At 66.3% G+C, this 18,140-nt stretch carries 18 protein-coding genes; 8 read left to right on the forward strand and 10 right to left on the reverse strand.

The annotated features are described in order from the left end of the window. Window positions 1-18: 18 nt before the first annotated feature. From AC2T4A_RS25485 to edd, 3 genes are all read right to left on the reverse strand, one after another. Window positions 19-753, reverse strand: coding sequence for a response regulator (locus AC2T4A_RS25485; protein ID WP_301534648.1), 735 nt, complete (start codon window positions 751-753; stop codon window positions 19-21). A 43-nt stretch (window positions 754-796) separates the two neighbouring features. Further along, complete coding sequence (locus AC2T4A_RS25490; protein WP_478379529.1) at window positions 797-1,795, reverse strand: glucokinase; 999 nt, start codon at window positions 1,793-1,795, stop codon at window positions 797-799. 120 nt (window positions 1,796-1,915) lie between these two features. After that, window positions 1,916-3,742 carry a phosphogluconate dehydratase gene (edd, locus tag AC2T4A_RS25495; RefSeq protein WP_486742091.1) on the reverse strand — a complete coding sequence of 609 codons (1,827 nt, stop codon included), beginning with the start codon at window positions 3,740-3,742 and terminating at the stop codon, window positions 1,916-1,918. A gap of 128 nt (window positions 3,743-3,870) precedes the next feature. Here edd and gap point away from each other — a divergent pair, with 128 nt between their 5' ends. After that, complete coding sequence (gene gap / locus AC2T4A_RS25500) at window positions 3,871-4,875, forward strand: type I glyceraldehyde-3-phosphate dehydrogenase (protein ID WP_478379527.1); 1,005 nt, start codon at window positions 3,871-3,873, stop codon at window positions 4,873-4,875. 86 nt (window positions 4,876-4,961) lie between these two features. Here the strand turns inward: gap and AC2T4A_RS25505 are convergent, their stop codons facing one another. Continuing rightward, a complete protein-coding gene (locus AC2T4A_RS25505) occupies window positions 4,962-5,144 on the reverse strand; it encodes a DUF1289 domain-containing protein (protein ID WP_416752007.1) in 183 nt (60 codons plus the stop codon). Window positions 5,145-5,310: 166 nt separating this feature from the next. Between AC2T4A_RS25505 and AC2T4A_RS25510 the strand changes: the two genes are divergently transcribed. Beyond that, window positions 5,311-6,090 carry a hypothetical protein gene (locus tag AC2T4A_RS25510; protein WP_486742093.1) on the forward strand — a complete coding sequence of 260 codons (780 nt, stop codon included), beginning with the start codon at window positions 5,311-5,313 and terminating at the stop codon, window positions 6,088-6,090. A 58-nt stretch (window positions 6,091-6,148) separates the two neighbouring features. Here AC2T4A_RS25510 and bglX read toward each other — a convergent pair whose 3' ends face one another. From bglX to AC2T4A_RS25540, 6 genes are all read right to left on the reverse strand, one after another. Next, window positions 6,149-8,446, reverse strand: coding sequence for a beta-glucosidase BglX (gene bglX / locus AC2T4A_RS25515; RefSeq protein ID WP_486743730.1), 2,298 nt, complete (start codon window positions 8,444-8,446; stop codon window positions 6,149-6,151). 205 nt (window positions 8,447-8,651) lie between these two features. Continuing rightward, window positions 8,652-9,692: an SMC-Scp complex subunit ScpB gene (gene scpB / locus AC2T4A_RS25520; protein ID WP_486742094.1), complete on the reverse strand. Its 1,041-nt coding sequence runs from the start codon at window positions 9,690-9,692 to the stop codon at window positions 8,652-8,654. A gap of 84 nt (window positions 9,693-9,776) precedes the next feature. Continuing rightward, window positions 9,777-10,760: a segregation and condensation protein A gene (locus tag AC2T4A_RS25525; RefSeq protein WP_486742095.1), complete on the reverse strand. Its 984-nt coding sequence runs from the start codon at window positions 10,758-10,760 to the stop codon at window positions 9,777-9,779. A gap of 209 nt (window positions 10,761-10,969) precedes the next feature. Beyond that, a complete protein-coding gene (locus tag AC2T4A_RS25530; protein ID WP_486743731.1) occupies window positions 10,970-12,145 on the reverse strand; it encodes a tryptophan--tRNA ligase in 1,176 nt (391 codons plus the stop codon). Window positions 12,146-12,245: 100 nt separating this feature from the next. Continuing rightward, on the reverse strand, window positions 12,246-12,875 hold the full coding sequence (locus tag AC2T4A_RS25535; RefSeq protein WP_259753891.1) for an L-threonylcarbamoyladenylate synthase: 630 nt from the start codon (window positions 12,873-12,875) through the stop codon (window positions 12,246-12,248). Next, a complete protein-coding gene (locus AC2T4A_RS25540) occupies window positions 12,872-13,747 on the reverse strand; it encodes a PHP domain-containing protein (RefSeq protein WP_486742096.1) in 876 nt (291 codons plus the stop codon). Before AC2T4A_RS25540 ends, AC2T4A_RS25535 begins: the two co-directional genes overlap by 4 nt. A 167-nt stretch (window positions 13,748-13,914) precedes the next feature. Between AC2T4A_RS25540 and AC2T4A_RS25545 the strand changes: the two genes are divergently transcribed. From AC2T4A_RS25545 to AC2T4A_RS25570, 6 genes are all read left to right on the forward strand, one after another. Then, window positions 13,915-14,508: a septation protein A gene (locus tag AC2T4A_RS25545; RefSeq protein WP_416751996.1), complete on the forward strand. Its 594-nt coding sequence runs from the start codon at window positions 13,915-13,917 to the stop codon at window positions 14,506-14,508. Window position 14,509: 1 nt separating this feature from the next. Beyond that, window positions 14,510-14,809 carry a YciI family protein gene (locus AC2T4A_RS25550; RefSeq protein ID WP_416751994.1) on the forward strand — a complete coding sequence of 100 codons (300 nt, stop codon included), beginning with the start codon at window positions 14,510-14,512 and terminating at the stop codon, window positions 14,807-14,809. Window positions 14,810-14,924: 115 nt separating this feature from the next. Beyond that, window positions 14,925-15,395, forward strand: coding sequence for an SH3 domain-containing protein (locus AC2T4A_RS25555; RefSeq protein ID WP_486742097.1), 471 nt, complete (start codon window positions 14,925-14,927; stop codon window positions 15,393-15,395). Window positions 15,396-15,408: 13 nt separating this feature from the next. Beyond that, complete coding sequence (locus tag AC2T4A_RS25560) at window positions 15,409-16,086, forward strand: response regulator transcription factor (RefSeq protein WP_416751990.1); 678 nt, start codon at window positions 15,409-15,411, stop codon at window positions 16,084-16,086. Window positions 16,087-16,242: 156 nt separating this feature from the next. After that, a complete protein-coding gene (locus AC2T4A_RS25565; protein WP_486742098.1) occupies window positions 16,243-16,698 on the forward strand; it encodes a Spy/CpxP family protein refolding chaperone in 456 nt (151 codons plus the stop codon). Between the two features lie 90 nt (window positions 16,699-16,788). Then, window positions 16,789-18,126, forward strand: a complete 1,338-nt coding sequence (locus tag AC2T4A_RS25570) for a sensor histidine kinase (RefSeq protein WP_478379521.1) — start codon at window positions 16,789-16,791, stop codon at window positions 18,124-18,126. The last annotated feature ends 14 nt before the right edge of the window (window positions 18,127-18,140 follow it).

Here is an 18,140-nt window from a genome sequence, read left to right on the forward strand (position 1 = left end):
AGTGACCAGCGGCGGCGCTCACTCATGACCGGCGAGATGCGGGCGAACCTGAGCGGCCAGCAGGTAGCCGCTGCCACGCACGGTCTGGATCAGCCGCGCCGGTTTGTCGGTATCGCGCAGGCGTTGGCGCAAGCGCGAGACGGCCATGTCGACGATGCGCTCCAGCGGCATCACCTCGCGGCCACGGGTGGCGCTGGCGATGGTGTCGCGGTCGAGAATCTGCCGGGGGTTGTCGAGGAACAGCTTGAGCAGCGCGAAGTCGGCGCCACTGAGGAAGTGCTCCTCGCCGTCCTCGTGGAACAGCCGGTGGCTGATGGTATCCAGCCGCCAGTCGTCGAAAGCGATGACCTCGCCGCCCCGAACCTGGGTGAACTGCGCGCGGCGCAGCAGCGCCTTGATCCGCGCCAGCAGCTCGCGGGGGCTGAAGGGCTTGCCGAGGTAGTCATCGGCGCCCAGTTCCAAGCCCACCACGCGGTCGGCCTCGTCGGAGCTGGCAGTGAGCATGATCACCGGCATGCACGCGTGGCGCTGGTGCGAACGAATCCAGCGACAGAGGCTGAAGCCGTCCTCGTCGGGCAGCATCACGTCGAGAATCGCCAGGGCGGCATCCTCGTCGCACAGCGCACGCCGGAAGCTTTCGCCGTCGGCGACGCTGCGCACCTGGAAGCCGGCGCGGCTGAGGTAGGTTTCCAGCAGCTCGCGGATTTCCTGGTCGTCGTCCACCAGCAGGATGGATTTGGCAGGCTGGTTCACGTCGGGCGTCCTTTCTTGTTGTTCTAATGGATGTATCGGTGAATCAACCTTCGTTGCGCAGCGCCTGTTCCAGAGCAACACCCGCGCCGAACAGGCCGGGGTGATCTGCCGTCATGACCCACACCGGAATCGGCTCCAGGTACGGCCCGCTGGTCTTGCCACGGGTGCGGAACGCCTCGGCGAAACCGCTGCGCTGGAAGCGTTCGAGGAAGCGCGGGACGATGCCGCCGGTGATGTACACGCCACCCAGCGCGCCGACCGTCAACACCGCATTGCCGGCAACCCGTGCCAGCCAGAGGAAGAAGTGCTCCAGCACCGCATCGGCGTACGCATCGCCAGCCATGGCACGCTCGCCGATCTCGGCGGCGGTGGCGCAAAGTGGCTCCACGCCGTCGAGCTGGCAGCTCATGCGGTAGAGGTTTTCCAGGCCGCTGCCGGAGAGCACGCGCTCGGCCGAGACGTGGCCGTATTTTTCGCGCAGCAGTTGCCAGATGGCGAAGTCGCGCTCGGAGGTAACCGGCAAGTCGACGTGGCCGCCTTCACAGGGCAATACCTCGAAGCCACCGGAGGGCAGCGGCATCAGGCTGCCTACACCCAGGCCGGTGCCCGGGCCGATGATCAGCTTGGCACGGCCTTCCAGCGCCTTGCCGGGGCGCACCTGCACCAGGTGCTCTTCCGACAGCCGCGAAGCTGCCCAGGCCATGGTGCTGAAATCATTCACCAGCAACAGGTGGCTCAGGCCCAGTTCGGCACGGAAGGCGTCACGGCGGATCACCCAGTGGTTGTTGGTGAATTTGAAGTCGCCAGCGCCAACGGGACCGGCACAGGCCAGGCAGACGTTCTCGACGGAAGACAGCGGCTGGCCGACGCGCTGCAAATAGTCGCGCACGGCGTCTTCCGGGCGCGGGTAGTCGGCGCAGGCCAGGACCTGGATGGATTCGAGGACTTCACCGCGCCACAGGGCGAAGCGGGCGTTGGTGCCACCGATATCGCCGACCAGGGCGAAACCGTTGGAGGAGGACTGAGCGTTATTGGAGTTCATCGCGGGCTCGGGCCTGGAAGTTGGGTGAAAGGTGCGGCGCGGGATCATGCCAGCATAGGACAGCGACGGAAACGTCCCGTGCGACGGACAGGCAGTCCGTCACACAGGACGTCAGACGGGTCAGCTCGGACCGTTGAGTTCAGCCGTGAAGCTGCAGGCGCCCTGCTCCGCCGGGCTGAAGGCATTGCGCATGAAGGCGAACAGCTCGCGGCCCATGCCCAGGTTATCAATGGTCGGTGTCTCGACGAGCGGACGCGCCTGCCATTCCGCCGCGTCCACCAGAACGCGCAGTTCGCCGGTGGTGCCGTCGACGCGCACCACGTCGCCATCGCGCAGCTTGGCCAGCGGGCCACCGTTGAGTGCCTCCGGGGATACGTGGATCGCCGCCGGCACCTTGCCGGACGCGCCGGACATACGCCCGTCGGTGACCAGCGCCACCTTGAAGCCGCGGTCCTGCAGCACGCCGAGGAACGGCGTGAGCTTGTGCAGCTCCGGCATGCCGTTGGCGCGCGGGCCCTGGAAGCGCACCACGGCCACCAGGTCGCGCTCCAGCTCGCCGGCCTTGAAGGCGGCAGCCAGGCTCGACTGGTCGTGGAAGATGCGCACCGGGGCTTCGACGATCTGGTGCTCCACCGCCACGGCGGAAACCTTCATGACGCCGCGGCCGAGATTGCCTTCCATCAGGCGCAGGCCGCCCTCAGGGGAGAACGGCTTGTCGATGGGGCGCAGGATGTTCTCGTCCAGGCTCGCTGCCGGGCCTTCGCGCCAGACCAGCTTGCCGTCGTCCAGGAAAGGTTCCTGAACATAGCGGCGCAGGCCCTTGCCGACCACGGTCTGCACGTCTTCATGCAGCAGGCCGCCATCGAGCAGCTGGCGGATCAGGAAGGACATGCCGCCCGCCGCCTGGAAGTGGTTGATGTCGGCCTGGCCGTTGGGGTAGATGCGCGCCAGCGTCGGCACGACTTCGGAGAGGTCGGCCATGTCCTGCCAGGTCAGCTGGATGCCGGCCGCCTGGGCGATGGCCAGCAGGTGCAGGGTGTGGTTGGTCGAGCCGCCGGTGGCCAGCAGCGCCACCACCGAGTTGACCATGGCCTTCTCGTCGACGATTTCCGCCATGGGCACGAACTGGCCGTTCTCCGGGGTCAGGCGCGCAGCCTGGCGGGCGGCTTCGCGGGTCAGTTCGTCGCGCAGCGGGGTGTTCGGGTTGACGAAGGAGGCCCCAGGCAGGTGCAGGCCCATTACCTCCACCAGTAACTGGTTGGTGTTGGCGGTGCCGTAGAAGGTGCAGGTACCCGGCGCGTGGTAGGAAGCCATCTCCGAGGCCAGCAACTCCTCGCGGGTGGCCTTGCCTTCGGCGAACAGCTGGCGCACTGCGGCCTTCTCCTTGTTGGAGATGCCGGTGGGCATCGGGCCGGCGGGCACGAACACCACCGGCAGGTGGCCGAAGCGCAGCGAGCCGATCAGCAGGCCGGGGACGATCTTGTCGCAGACGCCCAGACACAGGGCGGCGTCGAACATGTTGTGGGACAGGGCAATGGCGGTGCCCATGGCGATCACGTCGCGGCTGGCCAGGGACAGCTCCATACCCGGTTCGCCCTGGGTGACGCCATCGCACATGGCCGGCACGCCGCCAGCGAACTGGCCGACCGAGCCGATCTGCCGCAGGGCGTCCTTGATCAGCTCCGGGAAGCGCTCCAGCGGCTGGTGCGCGGAGAGCATGTCGTTGTAAGCGGAGACGATGGCGACGTTGGCCTGGTTCATCAGCCGCAGCGCCTGTTTGTCGGATTCACCACAGGCCGCGACACCATGGGCGAGGTTTCCGCAGGGCAGCGTGCCGCGGTGCGGGCCCTTGGTGGCGGCTGCCTTGACCAGATCGAGGTAGCGCTGTCGCGTGGACGCGCTGCGGGCCTGGATGCGCTGGGTGACTTCAAGCACACGAGGGTGCATGGCAGCATTCTCCTACAGACTATCAGTTGTTGTTTTTACAACATAATCATCGATTACTAGGCGTTTACTTTTCGTCGATGGCGAAATTTAATGGTTTTTACCACAACAAAAGAAAAGAGACGACCTTCATGACTATACGCCTGGCAATCAACGGATTTGGCCGCATCGGTCGGAACGTGCTCCGCGCGCTCTATGCGGGGCACTATCGCCAGCACCTGCAAGTCGTGGCGATCAATGACCTCGGTGACGCCACGATCAACGCCCACCTGCTGCAATACGACAGCGTCCACGGGCGCTTTCCCGGTCAGGTCGAGCATGACGCCGAAAGCCTCAGAGTAGAAGGCGACATGATTGCCGTCACGGCCATCCGCAACCCGGCGGATTTGCCGTGGAAAGCGCTGGGCGTGGACATCGTGCTGGAGTGCACCGGCCTCTTCACCTCCCGCGACAAGGCCGCCGCACACCTGCAGGCCGGCGCGCGCCAGGTACTGATCTCGGCCCCCGGCCAGGACGCGGATGCCACGGTGGTGTTCGGCGTCAACGAAGGGATTCTGCGCGCGGAACACCAGATCGTCTCCAACGCTTCCTGCACTACCAACTGCCTGGCGCCCGTGGCCCAGGTGCTGTACCGCGAACTGGGCATCGAGCATGGGCTGATGACCACCATCCACGCCTACACCAACGACCAGAACCTCTCCGACGTCTACCACAGCGACCCATACCGGGCACGTTCGGCGACCCAGTCGATGATCCCCACGAAGACCGGTGCCGCCGAGGCGGTGGGCCTGGTGCTGCCGGAGCTGGCCGGCAAACTGACCGGCCTGGCGGTGCGGGTGCCGGTGATCAACGTGTCGCTGGTGGACCTCACGCTGCAGGTCGCCCGCGATACCAGTGCGCAAGAGGTTAACGCGCTGATGGAGCGGGCCAGCGAAACCTCGGCGATCCTCGGTTTCAACCGCCAACCGCTGGTGTCGGTGGATTTCAACCACGATCCGCGCTCGGCCATCTTCGACGCCAGCCATACACGGGTGAACGGCCGGCTGGTGAAGGTGATGGCCTGGTACGACAACGAATGGGGGTTCTCCAACCGCATGCTGGATACGGCGCGGGCGATGGTTGCGGCGCGGGGGTGAAGCGAGGTTCGCGAGCAAGCTCGCTCCTACAGGTCTGGAGTTCCGGCTCTTCGTAGGAGCGAGCTTGCTCGCGAACAGCCTTTCACTCAGCGATACCGCCTTTTCCCCTGCGCCTGCAGCACCAGCAGACGCATATCGGCCTCGGCCCGGATCGCCTCCTGGCCGAGATGATCGACGCGCTTCCACGCCTTGATTTCCTCACGGCTGCGGCCACAGCCCAGGCAGATACCTTCTTCGAACTCGCAGACCTTGATGCACGGACTCTTCACGGACTTCCTCATGGTTTCGGCTGGATGAATGTCAGTGGGCCTCTGCTAATGGACACCCGCGCGGTGCCAAGGTCCAACTCGAATTCCCCATCGGAGCGATCGACGCCAGCAATCGAAGGACGCCTGCCTTGCTAGAATCCGCCCTCCACGCTTTCCGGCCTCGCTGATGCTCGCCCTCAAGCTCACCCTGGTTCCGCTGTTCCTGCTGCTGGTGTCCCTCTCCGGGCGCTGGTGGGGCCCGGCCGTGGCCGGCTGTCTCGCCGCCTTGCCCGCCATCGCCGGCCCCATTCTCTACCTGATCACCGTGGAACATGGCCGCCAGTTCGGCGCCCAGGCCGCGCTGCTCGCGCTGGCCGCGATCTTCGCCGCCGAGGCGTTCAACTTAGCCTATGCCTGGATCTGTCGGCGCCAAAGATGGCCGCTCGCGTTGACCGGCGCCATGCTCGCCTGGCTGGTGGCCGGCTGGGCACTGACCCAACTGCCCGTCTCGCCCGTATGGGCATTGCTCGCTGCGGCCGTGGGCGCGTTGACCAGCCAGCTGTTCATGCCCCGTGCCGAGCTCAGCGCCGCCATCGCTCCACTGGGCCGCGTCGAACTGGGCCTGCGCATGCTCGCCGGTGCGCTGCTGACGTTGTCTGTCACCGCCCTCGCCGGTTGGGCAGGACCGAGCTGGAGCGGACTGCTGGCGGTATTCCCGCTGCTCTCCATCGTGCTCTGCGTGTCGTCGCAGCGGCTGCACGGCGCGGGCTTCGTCATCGCCCTGCTGCGCGGCATGGTCACCGGACGCCCGGCCTTCGCGGCCTTTTGCCTGTGGCTGGCCCTGTGCTTGCCGGATAACGACGTCCTGTGGAGCTTCGCCGAAGCGGCGTTGCTGGCGCTACTGGTGCAAGGCGCAGTGCGCTGGCTGATCGGCCTTCGCGCCCGCAGCATGGCAAAAGCCGCCTGAAAGAAAAACGCCACGGCTGAACCAGCCGTGGCGTTTGGTTTGCAGCAGCGGTTAGCGCTTAGAGCAGCGTGAAGCTCTGCTCCTTCACGTTGTCCGAATCCAGGCCAACGTAGACCTTGAACTCGCCCGGCTCCGAGGCGTAACGCAACTGGCTGTCGTAGAAGCGCAGGTCTTCCTCGCGGATCGGGAACTGCACGACCTTCGACTCGCCCGGCTGCAGCAGGATCTTCTCGAAGCCCTTGAGCTCCTTGACCGGACGGCTGATGGAGGCGGCGACGTCGCGCAGGTAGAGCTGCACGGTGGTTTCGCCGGCGACCTTGCCGGTGTTCTTCACGGTCACGCTGGCGGTCAGCTGGTCACCCTTCTTCAACTTGCTGCCCGACAGCTTCACGTCGGAGACGCTGAAGTCGGTGTAGCTCAGGCCGTAGCCGAACGGGTACAGCGGGCCGTTCTCCGAATCGAAGTAGCGCGAGGTGTACTTGTTCGGGTGCTCGTGATCGAACGGGCGGCCGGTGTTCAGGTGGTTGTAGTAGATCGGCACCTGGCCCACCGAGCGCGGGAAGGTCATGGTCAGCTTGCCCGACGGGTTGTAGTCGCCGAACAGCACGTCGGCGATGGCGTTGCCGCCCTCGGTGCCGCTGAACCAGGTTTCCAGCACCGCATCGGCGTTGGCGCTTTCCCAGCGCAGGTCCATCGGACGGCCATTCATCAGCACCAGCACCAGCGGCTTGCCGGTGGCCTTGAGGGCCTTGAGCAGCTCGATCTGGCTCTGCGCGATGTGCAGGTTGGTCTTGCTCGACGCCTCGTGGGCCATGCCCTGGGATTCGCCGACCACGGCCACCACCACATCAGCCTGTTTCGCCTTCTCGACGGCTTCGTCGATCATGGCTTTCGGGCTGCGCGAGTCGACCTTCACGTCTTCGCTGTACTCGTTGAGGTATTTGACGATTTCCGGATCGTCGGTGACGTTGGCGCCCTTGGCGTAGAGCAGCGCAGCGTGGCCACGGGTGGCGGCGCCCATGCCTTCGAGCACGGTCACGGCCTGGAACGCCTTGCCGGCGGCGGACCAGCTACCCATCACGTCGCGCTTGCTGTCGGCCAGCGGGCCGATCAGGGCGATCACGCCGTCGCGCTTGAGCGGCAGCACGCCGCCTTCGTTCTTCAGCAGGACCATACCCTTGCGGGCGATCTCGCGGGCGTCGGCGCGATGCAGGCGCTCCTCGGCATCGGTGTCGACCGGGTCCTTGCCCTGGAGGTAGCGGTACGGGTCCTGGAACAGGCCCATATCCCACTTGGCGGCGAGCACGTCGCGGCAAGCGCGGTCGATCTCGTCCTGACTGATCAGCCCGGCCTTGAGCAGCTCGGGCATGTGCTTGCCGTAGAGATCGTCGTTCATGTTCATTTCGACGCCAGCATTGATCGCCGCCTGGGTGGCATCACGCTCGGTGGCGGCCACGCCGTGCTTGATCAGCTCCAGCACCGCGCCGTGGTCGCTCAGGGTCAGGCCCTTGTAGCCCCACTGCTTGCGCAGCAGGTCCTGCAGCAGCCATTTGTTGGCGGTGGCCGGAACGCCGTTGATGCTGTTCAGCGAGACCATCACCGCGCCGGCGCCGGCGTCGATGGCGGCGCGGTACGGCGGCAGGTAGTCCTGGAACATGCGCTGCGGGCTCATGTCCACGGTGTTGTAGTCGCGGCCGCCTTCGCCGGCGCCGTACAGGGCGAAGTGCTTGACCCCGGCCATGATGGTTTCCGGCTGGTTCAGGCCCTTGCCCTGGTAGCCCTTGACCACCGCGGCGGCGACCTTGCTGGTCAGCCAGGCGTCTTCGCCGAAGCCTTCGGAGACACGGCCCCAGCGCGGATCGCGGGCGATGTCGACGGTGGGCGAATACGTCAGGTTGAGGCCGTCGGCGCTGGCCTCGATGGCCGCGACACGGGCGCTGCGCTCGATCGACGCCATGTCCCAGCTCGCCGCCAGGCCCAGGCCGATGGGGAATACGGTGCGATGGCCGTGGACCACGTCATAGGCGAAGAACAGCGGGATCTTCAGGCGACTCTTCATGGCCGCGTCCTGCAGGTCGCGGATGCCCGGACGGACGACGGTGTTGAATACCGCGCCGGTGGTGCCTTCGGCGATTTCCTTCAGCAGTACCGGCTTGGGATGGTCCGGCCCGACGCTGACCAGGCGCAACTGGCCGATCTTCTCTTCCAGCGTCATGCGCTGCATCAGGCTGTCGATGAAGGCGTCCTTGGACTGGCCGGCCAATGGCACGGCGGGCGCTACGACAGCAGATTCGGCGGCGGAAAGCGAAGCACTGCTCAAACCCAGCAGGAGGCCGAGCCAGCAGATACGGCTGATTGGAGTTCTTTTCATATGGGTACTCAGCAGCCTGCGCGAAGCGCCGGGCCACTGTGGAATGTTGTTAGAGGGGCATCGAACAGGTGGGATTCCGGCAACTCCCCCGGGTGTAGTCGCCAGCGCCTTTCGAACGCGGCACATAAGGTCGTCGCGCCGAAGGCGGAAGTCAATCACCGAACGGCTGGAAAACGCCGTTGGACGGGTCTCAATGGTCGCGATTGAGCCGGTTGAATTCCATTTCCTCGCGCATGGCTTCACGCAGCGCGCGCTCCTCGTCCCACTCTTCTTCCGGCGCGGAAGCCGGCGGCTGGGGCGCCGCTTCAGGCTGCGCAGCGGGCTCGGCCGACGCATCGGGTTCGACGGCACTCGCAGCCTCGGCGTCGGACGCAACTTCGGGCAGGCCGTGGACGCCACTGAAGTCGGCATCCACACCGGTGTCCTCGTCGTCGCTCGGCGGGCGGTCGATCAGGTCGTCGAAGTCGGTCTTCAGGCCCTGCTCCATCTCGTCCAGCTCGGCGAGCAGGCTGCGGAAGCTGGTTTCCTCCTTCGGCTCCTCCGGCGGCGCGGGCTCCGGCTCCTCGCCAGCATCCCGCACGGCCTGGTCGGCGAGGGCCTGCAAGGACGGCGGAATGTAGTCCTCGTCGTACTCCTCGGGACTCGGCAGGCTGGCCACCGGCGCCATGTCCTCAAGGACCGGCTGCGGTTCGGGCTCCATCAGTTTCAGCTCGGCCAGCGGCGGCAGCTCCTCCAGGCTCTTCAGGTTGAAGTAATCGAGGAAGGTGCGAGTGGTGGCAAGCATCGCCGGGCGGCCGGGGACTTCGCGGTAGCCGACGATGCGGATCCACTCGCGCTCCATCAGCGTCTTGACGATCTGGGTGTTCACCGCGACGCCACGGATTTCCTCGATCTCGCCACGGGTGATGGGCTGGCGATAGGCGATCAGCGCCAGGGTCTCCAGCAGCGCACGGGAATAGCGCTGCGGGCGCTCCTCCCAGAGCCGGCCAACCCAGGAGGCGAACTTCTCGCGCACCTGCAGGCGGTAGCCGGTGGCGACTTCCTTGAGCTCGAAGGCGCGCCCGGAGCAGGACAGGCTCAGTATCGCCAGCGCATCGCGAAACTGCTGCGGCTCGGGGCGTTCGGCTTCCTCGAACAGCTCGCCGAGGCGCTCCAGCGACATGGGCTTGCCGGCAGCCAGGAGGATGCCTTCGAGCAATGTCGCCAGTTCTTGCGGGTCGGACAGGTTCATCGGGAAGCTCGGGTCAGATGGTAAGGATTGGTCGTTCAGGCGGGAAAGCTACTCAAAGCGTGGCGCCAGGGCAACGCTGGCGGATCAGAGCGGCTCTTCGTCGGGCTCTGCGTCCGTCTCGACGCCTTCGTCGAAGCGGCCATCCTCGAAGGTCAGCTCGGCCGGCGGCTCCTCGCGGGGCTCGAAGACATCCTCGTCGCCCTCCTCCAGCACCTCCTCGACGGGCGCGGCGCCTTCCTGCACTTCGGTGCGGGCACGGACATGGATCGGAGCGAAGGCTTCGTTCTGCACCAATTCCACCAGCTGTTCCTTGACCAGCTCGAGCACCGCCATGAAGGTCACCACCACGCCGAGCTTGCCTTCCTCAACGCGGAACAGCGTGATGAAAGGCACGAAGCCCTCCCCCTTCAGACGCTCGAGGATTTCGCTCATGCGCTCGCGGGTGGAGAGCATTTCACGGGTGACCTGGTGGCTTTCGAACAGGTCGGCGCGGCGCAGCACCTCGGCCATGCACAGCATCAGTTCCTGCATGTCCACTTCCGGCAACAGCCGGCGCGCCCGCGCATCAGGCGCGGCAACGGTGGGCACCACGTAGTCACGGCCCAGGCGCGGCAGTTCGTCGAGGTCCTCGGCGGCCTTCTTGAAGCGCTCGTACTCCTGCAGACGACGGATCAGCTCGGCGCGCGGGTCCTCCTCTTCTTCCTCGGCCTCGGCCGAGCGCGGCAGCAGCATGCGCGACTTGATCTCAGCGAGCATGGCGGCCATCACCAGGTACTCGGCGGCCAGCTCCAGGTGCACCGACTTCATCAGCTCGACGTAGCCCATGTACTGGCGGGTGATCTCCGCCACGGGGATGTCGAGGATGTTGATGTTCTGCTTGCGGATCAGATAGAGCAGCAGGTCGAGCGGGCCTTCGAAGGCCTCGAGGAAGACCTCCAGGGCGTCCGGCGGGATGTACAGGTCCTGCGGCATCTCCGTCAGAGCCTCGCCGTAGACGAGCGCCAACTGCACCGGCACCTGGTATTCAGGGGCGGCGGCGGGGGCTTCCGGCTCGGTCAGGTCACTCATCGGCCACTCGTCAGACACTGGGGTTCGAAGGCGGCATTATCCCTGCTTTTGCCGGCGGCGCGAGGGGGTTTTGGCGCAAGGGATGGGCGGTGTCGCATCCCGCGGCACGCAAGGCTCTTCTGTAGGAGCGAGCTTGCTCGCGAACCAAAGCCTCGCTGCAGAGCTGGGTTCGCGAGCAAGCTCGCTCCTACAAGAAGCCAATGCGGTGCCTATCGGTACGACAGCCCCATGGCATGCCGCACTTCCACCAAGGTCTCCCGCGCCGCCTCGCGGGCGCGCTCGGCGCCTTCGGCGAGGATGCTACGTACCAGCTCGGGGTTGTCCTCATAGTCCAGCGCGCGCTCCTGGATCGGCGCCAGTTCCTGGAGGATCGACTCAATCAGTGGCCGTTTGCAGTCCAGGCAGCCAATGCCGGCGCTGCGGCAGCCCTCCTGCACCCACTGGCGGCAACCATCGTCGGAGTAGATCAGGTGCCACTGCCATACCGGACAACGCTCCGGCTCGCCCGGATCATGGCGGTGTACCCGCGCCGGGTCGGTGGGCATGCGCGCGATCTTTTCCTCGATCACCGTCGGACTGTCGCGCAGGGCGATGGTGTTGTGGTGCGACTTGGACATCTTCTGCCCGTCCAGCCCCGGCAGTTTCGACGCATGGCTAGTGAGGGTCTGCGGCTCGGGCAGCAGCACGCGACTGGTGCCTTCGAGGTAGCCGAACAGCCGATCGCGGTCGCCCAGGGTCAGGTTCTGCTGCTCCATCAGCAGCGCGCGGGCGGTTTCCAGGGCCTCGGCATCGCCCTGTTCCTGCCAGGCGCGGCGCAGGCTGCTGTAGAGCTTGCCGGTCTTCTTGCCCAGGCGGGCGATGGCGGTCTGGGCGCGGTCTTCGAAGTCCACTTCGCCGCCGTACAGGTGGTTGAAGCGGCGGGCGATCTCACGGGTGAATTCCACGTGGGCGAACTGGTCGGAGCCCACCGGTACCAGGCCCGCGCGGTAGATCAGGATGTCCGCGGCCTGCAGCAGCGGGTAGCCGAGGAAGCCGAAGGTGGAGAGGTCCTTGTGGACCAGTTTTTCCTGCAGCTCCTTGTAGGTCGGCACGCGCTCCAGCCACGACAGCGGGCAGATCATCGACAGCAGCAGGTGCAACTCGGCGTGCTCGGGCACCTGGGACTGGATGAACAGGGTCGCGGCGCTGGGGCTGACGCCCACCGCCAGCCAGTCGATGGCCATGTCGCGCACGTGCTGGCGGATGCTGGCGGTTTCATCGTACTCGGTGGTCAGGGCATGCCAGTCGACGATGGAGAAGTAGCATTCGTACTCATGCTGCAGTTTCACCCAGTTCTGCAGCACGCCGTGGTAATGCCCCAGGTGCAGGCGCCCGGTGGGGCGCATGCCGGACAGCACACGGCGCAGGGATTCGACGCTGGTCAAGCGGTCAACCTCGCGGGTTCGGCGATGGAACGAGGGAGTATAGCCAGCACGCCGGGCGCGCTCAGGCGTTGACCATGAAGGGTTCCGGATCGCCACAGCCGACGCGCACGACCACCGGGTCTTCGTCAGTCAGGGCGATCACGGTAGAGGCCTCGCCGCCGCCGAAACCGCCGTCGATGATCAGGTCCACCGAATGCTCCAGCAGGTCACGCATCTCGTACGGATCGTTCAGCGGCTCGCTCTGGCCGGGCAGGATCAGGCTGACGCTCATCAGCGGCTCACCCAGCTCTTCCAGCAGCGCCAGGGCGATCGGGCAGGCCGGCACGCGCAGGCCGATGGTGCGGCGCTTGGGGTGCAGCAGCATGCGCGGCACTTCGCGAGTGGCGTTGAGGATGAAGGTGTAGGGGCCAGGGGTATGCGCCTTGAGCAGACGGAACAGGCCGGTGTCGACCTTGGCGTAGAGGCCGAGCTCCGACAGGTCGCGGCAGACCAGGGTGAAGTTGTGCTTGTCGTCCAGCCGGCGGATGTGGCGGATACGCTCCACCGCGGACTTTTCGCCGATGCGACAACCCAGTGCATAGGACGAGTCGGTGGGATAGGCGATCACTCCCCCCTGCCGGACGATCTCCACCGCCTGCTTGATCAGGCGCGCCTGGGGATTTTCCGGGTGGATCTGAAAGAACTGGCTCATGGAGTCTCCTTGATCCCGATGGCGTTCTCGGCGCTGGCAAAGCGCGGCCAGAGTGGCTGCAGGTCCTCCGGCACACTCCGGTAGAGGCCCAGCTCCGACCAGTCGCTGGGGCCGTGGAAGTCACTGCCGGCGGTGACCATCAGGCCGAATTCGCGGGCGAGGATGCTCAGCACGCCGACCTGCTCGGCCGGCTGCGCGCCGTTGCAGACTTCCAGCGCATGGCCGCCGGCGGCGATGAAGTCGGCCACCAGCTTGCGCCGCTTGGTACGGGTGAAATCGTACTGGTAAGGGTGCGCCAGGCTGATCCAGGCGCCCGCCGCGCGCAGCGTGCCAACGGCATCGGCGAGGCTCGGCCAGTGCTGCTTGACGTCGCCCAGCTTGCCGGCGCCCAGCCACTTGCGGAAAGCCTCGGCGCGGTCCTTGACGTAGCCCTGGCGCAGCAGGAATTCGGCGAAGTGCGGCCGCGCCGGCGCGTTCTCGCTGTCGCCCAGCTCGGCCTGGATCGCCCGCGCGCCCTCGAAGGCGCCGGGCATGCCCTTGGCATCCAGGCGCCGACCGATCTCTTCGGCGCGGGTCCAGCGGGCACGGTGCAGGTCGTCCAGCGCCTTGACCAGCGGCTCGGCCGTCACATCGAAACCATAACCCAGCACGTGAATGGTCGCCCCGCCCCAGGTGCAGGACACCTCGACCCCATCGACCAGCTCCATGCCCAGCGCCTGTGCGGCGCGGCGTGCCTCGGGCAGGCCATCAAGGGTGTCGTGGTCGGTCAGCGCCAGCACACGCACGCCGCGCCCATGGGCACGCTCGACCAGGGCCGTCGGGCTGAGCTGTCCGTCGGACGCGGTGCTGTGGCAGTGCAGGTCGACTCGCATGCGGTTTCCTGGGGACGAGGGGATAACTTTCTGTATAGACGCTTCTGTGCCAACGCTCCCGCGGCAACGGCTTGAAACCATGATCTGACGCAGCGTTGGGCGGATGGCCCTTTCAGTTCATCCGCAGGTTGGTATTATGCCGGCTCTACTGGGCTCTGGCTGCCGTAATGAAGCAATTCATCGATTTCATTCCCCTCATCCTCTTCTTCATCGTCTACAAGCTCGACCCGCGCAACGTCGAACTCGCCGGCCAGACCTTCTCTGTCGGCGGGATCTACAGCGCCACGGCCGTGCTGATCGCCACTTCCGTGGTGATCTACGGCGCCTTGCTGATCAAGCAGCGCAAGCTGGACAAGGGCCAGTGGGTCACCCTGGCCGCCTGCCTGGTGTTCGGCGGCATGACCCTGGCCTTCCACAGCGAAACCTTCCTCAAGTGGAAGGCGCCGGTGGTGAACTGGCTCTTCGCCCTGGCCTTCGCCGGCAGCCATTTCATCGGCGGCCAGCCGCTGATCCAGCGCATCATGGGCCACGCGGTGCACCTGACCGATTCCCTCTGGGCGAAGCTGAACGTCGCCTGGGTGCTGTTCTTCCTGATCTGCGGCTGTGTCCAGCTGTTCGTCGCCTTCACCTTCCAGAGCATCTGGGTGGACTTCAAGGTGTTCGGCAGCCTGGGCATGACTCTGCTGTTCCTGATCGGCCAGGGCGTGTTCCTGGCCCGCCACATGCACGATGAGCCTACCGGCGAAAAACCCAAGGACTGACATGCTCTACGCGATCATTGCCCGTGATATCACTGCTTCCCAAGAACGCCGCCTGGCCGCCCGCCCGGCGCACATCGCACGCCTGGAGCAACTGAAGGAAGAAGGCCGCCTGGTACTGGCCGGCCCGCACCCGGCGATCGACAGCAACGACCCGGGCGCAGCCGGCTTCACCGGCAGCCTGATCGTCGCCGAATTCGAGTCGCTGACCGCCGCGCAAGCCTGGGCCGATGCCGACCCGTACCGCGCCGCCGGCGTCTACGCCGACGTCGTGGTCAAGCCGTTCAAGAAAGTCCTGCCGTAACGATCGACCATCGTTGCAGCCCCAAGGCAAGGACGCCGGGGATGCGCAGCCGAACCCGCCGCCTGTTCAGGTCGGCGCTGTGCCATCGAACTGTGCCATCGAACAAGGAGTCGCGATGCATCGACTGCCCCTGCTGTTCTGTCTTGTCCTTCCCCTGCTCGCCCAGGCGGAAGACCCCGTTGCGGAACCCGGCGCACCTGCGCTGTCCAATCCACAGCCTGACGCCCTCCCCGACAACGCCCCCAGTGCCGACGCCGACGTCCAGCTGGACGCCGACCAGCGCATCAAGGCCTTGGAAAGCCGGCTGGCCCAGAGCGAGCAGCAGCGCGAAACGCTGTCCACGCAACTGGCCGCGCAAGCCGGGGAAGCGGACAACAGCCAGGATGAAGCCCGTATCGCCCGCCTGACCCAGGAAAACCAGCGCCTGAAACTGCAACTGCGCGAGGCCCAGGCCAACCAGCCACCGCGCCTGCTCAGCGAGCAGCAGACCTGGTATGTCGCCGGGGCCGGCACCGCGCTGCTGGCGTTCATCCTGGGCATGCTCAGCCGTGGCCGACGCCGCTCGCGCCGTGAATGGATCAATTGAAAGAAGCGTCTTCATGAGTGAACTGCTGCTGATCGACGATGACATCGAACTCTGCGAACTGCTGACCACCTGGCTGACCCAGGAAGGCTTCAGCATCCGCGCCGCCCACGATGGCGCGCAGGCCCGCGCTGCCCTCGGCAGCCGCGCGCCGGACGCGGTCGTGCTCGACGTCATGCTGCCCGACGGCAGCGGCCTGGAACTGCTCAAGTCGCTGCGCAGCGACCACCCGGACCTGCCGGTGCTGATGCTCTCCGCCCGCGGCGAGCCGCTGGACCGCATCCTCGGCCTGGAACTGGGCGCCGACGACTACCTGGCCAAGCCCTGCGACCCACGCGAACTGACCGCCCGCCTGCGCGCCGTGCTGCGTCGCAGTCACCCGGCGCAACCCGCCGCGCAACTGGAACTGGGCGACCTGGCGCTGAACCTGTCACGCGGGGTGGCCAGCATCGGCAGCGACGAGATCAGCCTGACCCTCTCCGAGAGCCGCATCCTCGAAGCCTTGCTGCGCCAGCCGGGCGAGCCACTGGACAAGCAGGCCCTGGCGCAGCTTGCGCTGGGCCGCAAGCTGACGCTGTACGACCGCAGCCTGGACATGCATGTCAGCAACCTGCGCAAGAAGCTCGGCAGCCACCCCGATGGCCGTCCACGCATCCTCGCCCTGCGCGGCCGCGGCTACTTCTACTCGCTCTGAGGCATGCCCGGCCGCTCTGGCCCGGGCTTCGTAAAGTTTCCAGCAGCGCTTCACGTAATCTTTACCGAAGCTTTACGTGGGGCTGACCGCCCTTGACCTTGCCATCCCTAGACTGGGCTCATCCGGTAACGACCGGCCCCTGAAAGGAGAAACACCATGCGCAAGACCCTGACCGCCCTGCTGATCGCCGCCGCCCTGCCGACCGTCGCGCTGGCGGCCACTCCCGCGCCGACCGACGCGCCGCCGCCGGCCCCGTTCATGAAAGACCATGGCCACGGTATGCGTGGCGGCGACCACGGCGGCCCGTTCCGCGAACTGAACCTGACCCAGGACCAGCGCCAGCAGATCGGCAAGCTGATGGGCGACTCGATGAAGGATCGCCGCGCGATCACCGAGAAATACTGGAACAAGCTGCCTGAAGCCGACCGCAAGGCCATGCAGGAAGAGCTCAAGGCCAACCACGACAAGACCGACGCCAGCGTTCGCGGCATCCTCACTCCCGAACAGCAGAAGAAGTTCGACGAGTTGAAGAAGCAGCGTGAACAGCGCAAGGCCGAATGGGCGGAATTCCAGACCTGGAAGGCCCAGAAGGACGGCGCCAAGACCAACTGATCGCTCCACGATGTGCAGACGCCGGGTTATTCCCGGCGTCTTGCCGTGAGCCCCGACAACGGATAGACCATGCGGCTGAACAGGAAGACCATGCGTTCACTCTTCTGGCGGATACTCGCCGCCTTCTGGCTCGCCCTCCTGCTGGTGGCCGGACTGTCGATCCTGCTGGGCCGCGCCCTGAACCAGGACACCTGGGTCATCGCCCGCTATCCGGGGCTGCACGACATCGCCAAGCAATGGACCCTGCTCTACGAGACCAAGGGCCCGGATGCCGCCCAGCAACTGCTGGAAAGTCGCCGGCAGCAATACGAACTCTCGGTACAGGTGCTCGACGAGACTGGCCAGCGCCTGGTCAACGGCACCTATTTGCCGCGCCCGCCGCGCCCGCGGGACAACAACTTCGACCGCGAGAACATGCCGCGCTTCCCCTGGCGCCAACTGAGCCAGGAATACACCAGCAGTCGCACCGACCAGACCTACCTGTTCATCTACCGCATTCCGCACCCGACGCTGCAGGCCTGGCACCGCAGCAGCCTGCTCTGGCCCCTCAGCGCGCTGGGCATTGCCCTGGTGGTGCTGACCGTCTTCAGCCTGCTGCTGACCCTGTCCATCACTCGCCCGCTGAACCGCCTGCGCCGCGCCGTGCATGACCTTGGCCAGACCAGTTATCAACAGGACAGCCTCGCCCGGCTCGCCCGCCGTGGCGACGAACTGGGCGTGCTGGCCCGCGACTTCAACCGCATGGGAGCCCGCCTCCAGGGCTTGATCGGCAGCCAGCGCCAGTTGCTGCGCGATGTGTCCCACGAACTGCGCTCGCCGCTGGCGCGCCTGCGTATTGCCCTGGCCCTGGCCGAACGCGCCGGCCCCGAGCAGCGCGCCGCCATGTGGCCTCGCCTGGAGCAGGAGTGCGACCGCCTGGAAGCATTGATCGGTGAAATTCTCGCCCTCGCCCGCCTCGACGCCGAACCCGGCCCGACCAGCCGCATCGACCTGCTGCCGCTGTTCGAGCGCCTGCGCAACGACGCGGAACTGCTATACCCCGAACAGAACATCCATCTCGACATCGCCCCGCAGCTGGCCCTGGACGGCTGGCCGGACATGCTCGAACGCGCCCTCGACAACCTGCTGCGCAATGCCCTGCGCTTCAACCCGGCGGACCAGCCGCTGGACGTGCAGGCATGGATCGATGGCGAGCGCCTGCACATCAATGTGCGCGACCACGGCCCCGGCGCCAGCGAGGAACACCTGGCGCAACTGGGCGAACCCTTCTTCCGCGCCCCGAACCAGAGCAGCCCCGGCCATGGTCTGGGCCTGGCCATCGCCCGGCGCGCCATCGAGCGCCACCACGGACGACTGCGCCTGGCCAACCATCCCGAGGGTGGTTTCCTGGCCAGCATCGACCTGCCGCTGCGCCGGCAGATCGCCTGAATCGAGCGCACTTT

It is taken from the genome of Pseudomonas sp. PVC-3-1 (genome assembly GCF_057444315.1).

Excerpts from the sequence above, each read along its gene's own strand:
- AC2T4A_RS25490 (WP_478379529.1), bottom strand. The coding sequence starts at position 1,795 with ATGAACTCCAATAACGCTCAGTCCTCCTCCAACGGTTTCGCCCTGGTC.
- edd (WP_486742091.1), bottom strand. The coding sequence starts at position 3,742 with ATGCACCCTCGTGTGCTTGAAGTCACCCAGCGCATCCAGGCCCGCAGC.
- gap (WP_478379527.1), top strand. The coding sequence starts at position 3,871 with ATGACTATACGCCTGGCAATCAACGGATTTGGCCGCATCGGTCGGAAC.
- AC2T4A_RS25510 (WP_486742093.1), top strand. The coding sequence starts at position 5,311 with ATGCTCGCCCTCAAGCTCACCCTGGTTCCGCTGTTCCTGCTGCTGGTG.
- scpB (WP_486742094.1), bottom strand. The coding sequence starts at position 9,692 with ATGAACCTGTCCGACCCGCAAGAACTGGCGACATTGCTCGAAGGCATC.
- AC2T4A_RS25525 (WP_486742095.1), bottom strand. The coding sequence starts at position 10,760 with ATGAGTGACCTGACCGAGCCGGAAGCCCCCGCCGCCGCCCCTGAATAC.
- AC2T4A_RS25530 (WP_486743731.1), bottom strand. The coding sequence starts at position 12,145 with ATGCGCCCCACCGGGCGCCTGCACCTGGGGCATTACCACGGCGTGCTG.
- AC2T4A_RS25535 (WP_259753891.1), bottom strand. The coding sequence starts at position 12,875 with ATGAGCCAGTTCTTTCAGATCCACCCGGAAAATCCCCAGGCGCGCCTG.
- AC2T4A_RS25540 (WP_486742096.1), bottom strand. The coding sequence starts at position 13,747 with ATGCGAGTCGACCTGCACTGCCACAGCACCGCGTCCGACGGACAGCTC.
- AC2T4A_RS25545 (WP_416751996.1), top strand. The coding sequence starts at position 13,915 with ATGAAGCAATTCATCGATTTCATTCCCCTCATCCTCTTCTTCATCGTC.
- AC2T4A_RS25550 (WP_416751994.1), top strand. The coding sequence starts at position 14,510 with ATGCTCTACGCGATCATTGCCCGTGATATCACTGCTTCCCAAGAACGC.
- AC2T4A_RS25555 (WP_486742097.1), top strand. The coding sequence starts at position 14,925 with ATGCATCGACTGCCCCTGCTGTTCTGTCTTGTCCTTCCCCTGCTCGCC.
- AC2T4A_RS25560 (WP_416751990.1), top strand. The coding sequence starts at position 15,409 with ATGAGTGAACTGCTGCTGATCGACGATGACATCGAACTCTGCGAACTG.
- AC2T4A_RS25565 (WP_486742098.1), top strand. The coding sequence starts at position 16,243 with ATGCGCAAGACCCTGACCGCCCTGCTGATCGCCGCCGCCCTGCCGACC.
- AC2T4A_RS25570 (WP_478379521.1), top strand. The coding sequence starts at position 16,789 with ATGCGTTCACTCTTCTGGCGGATACTCGCCGCCTTCTGGCTCGCCCTC.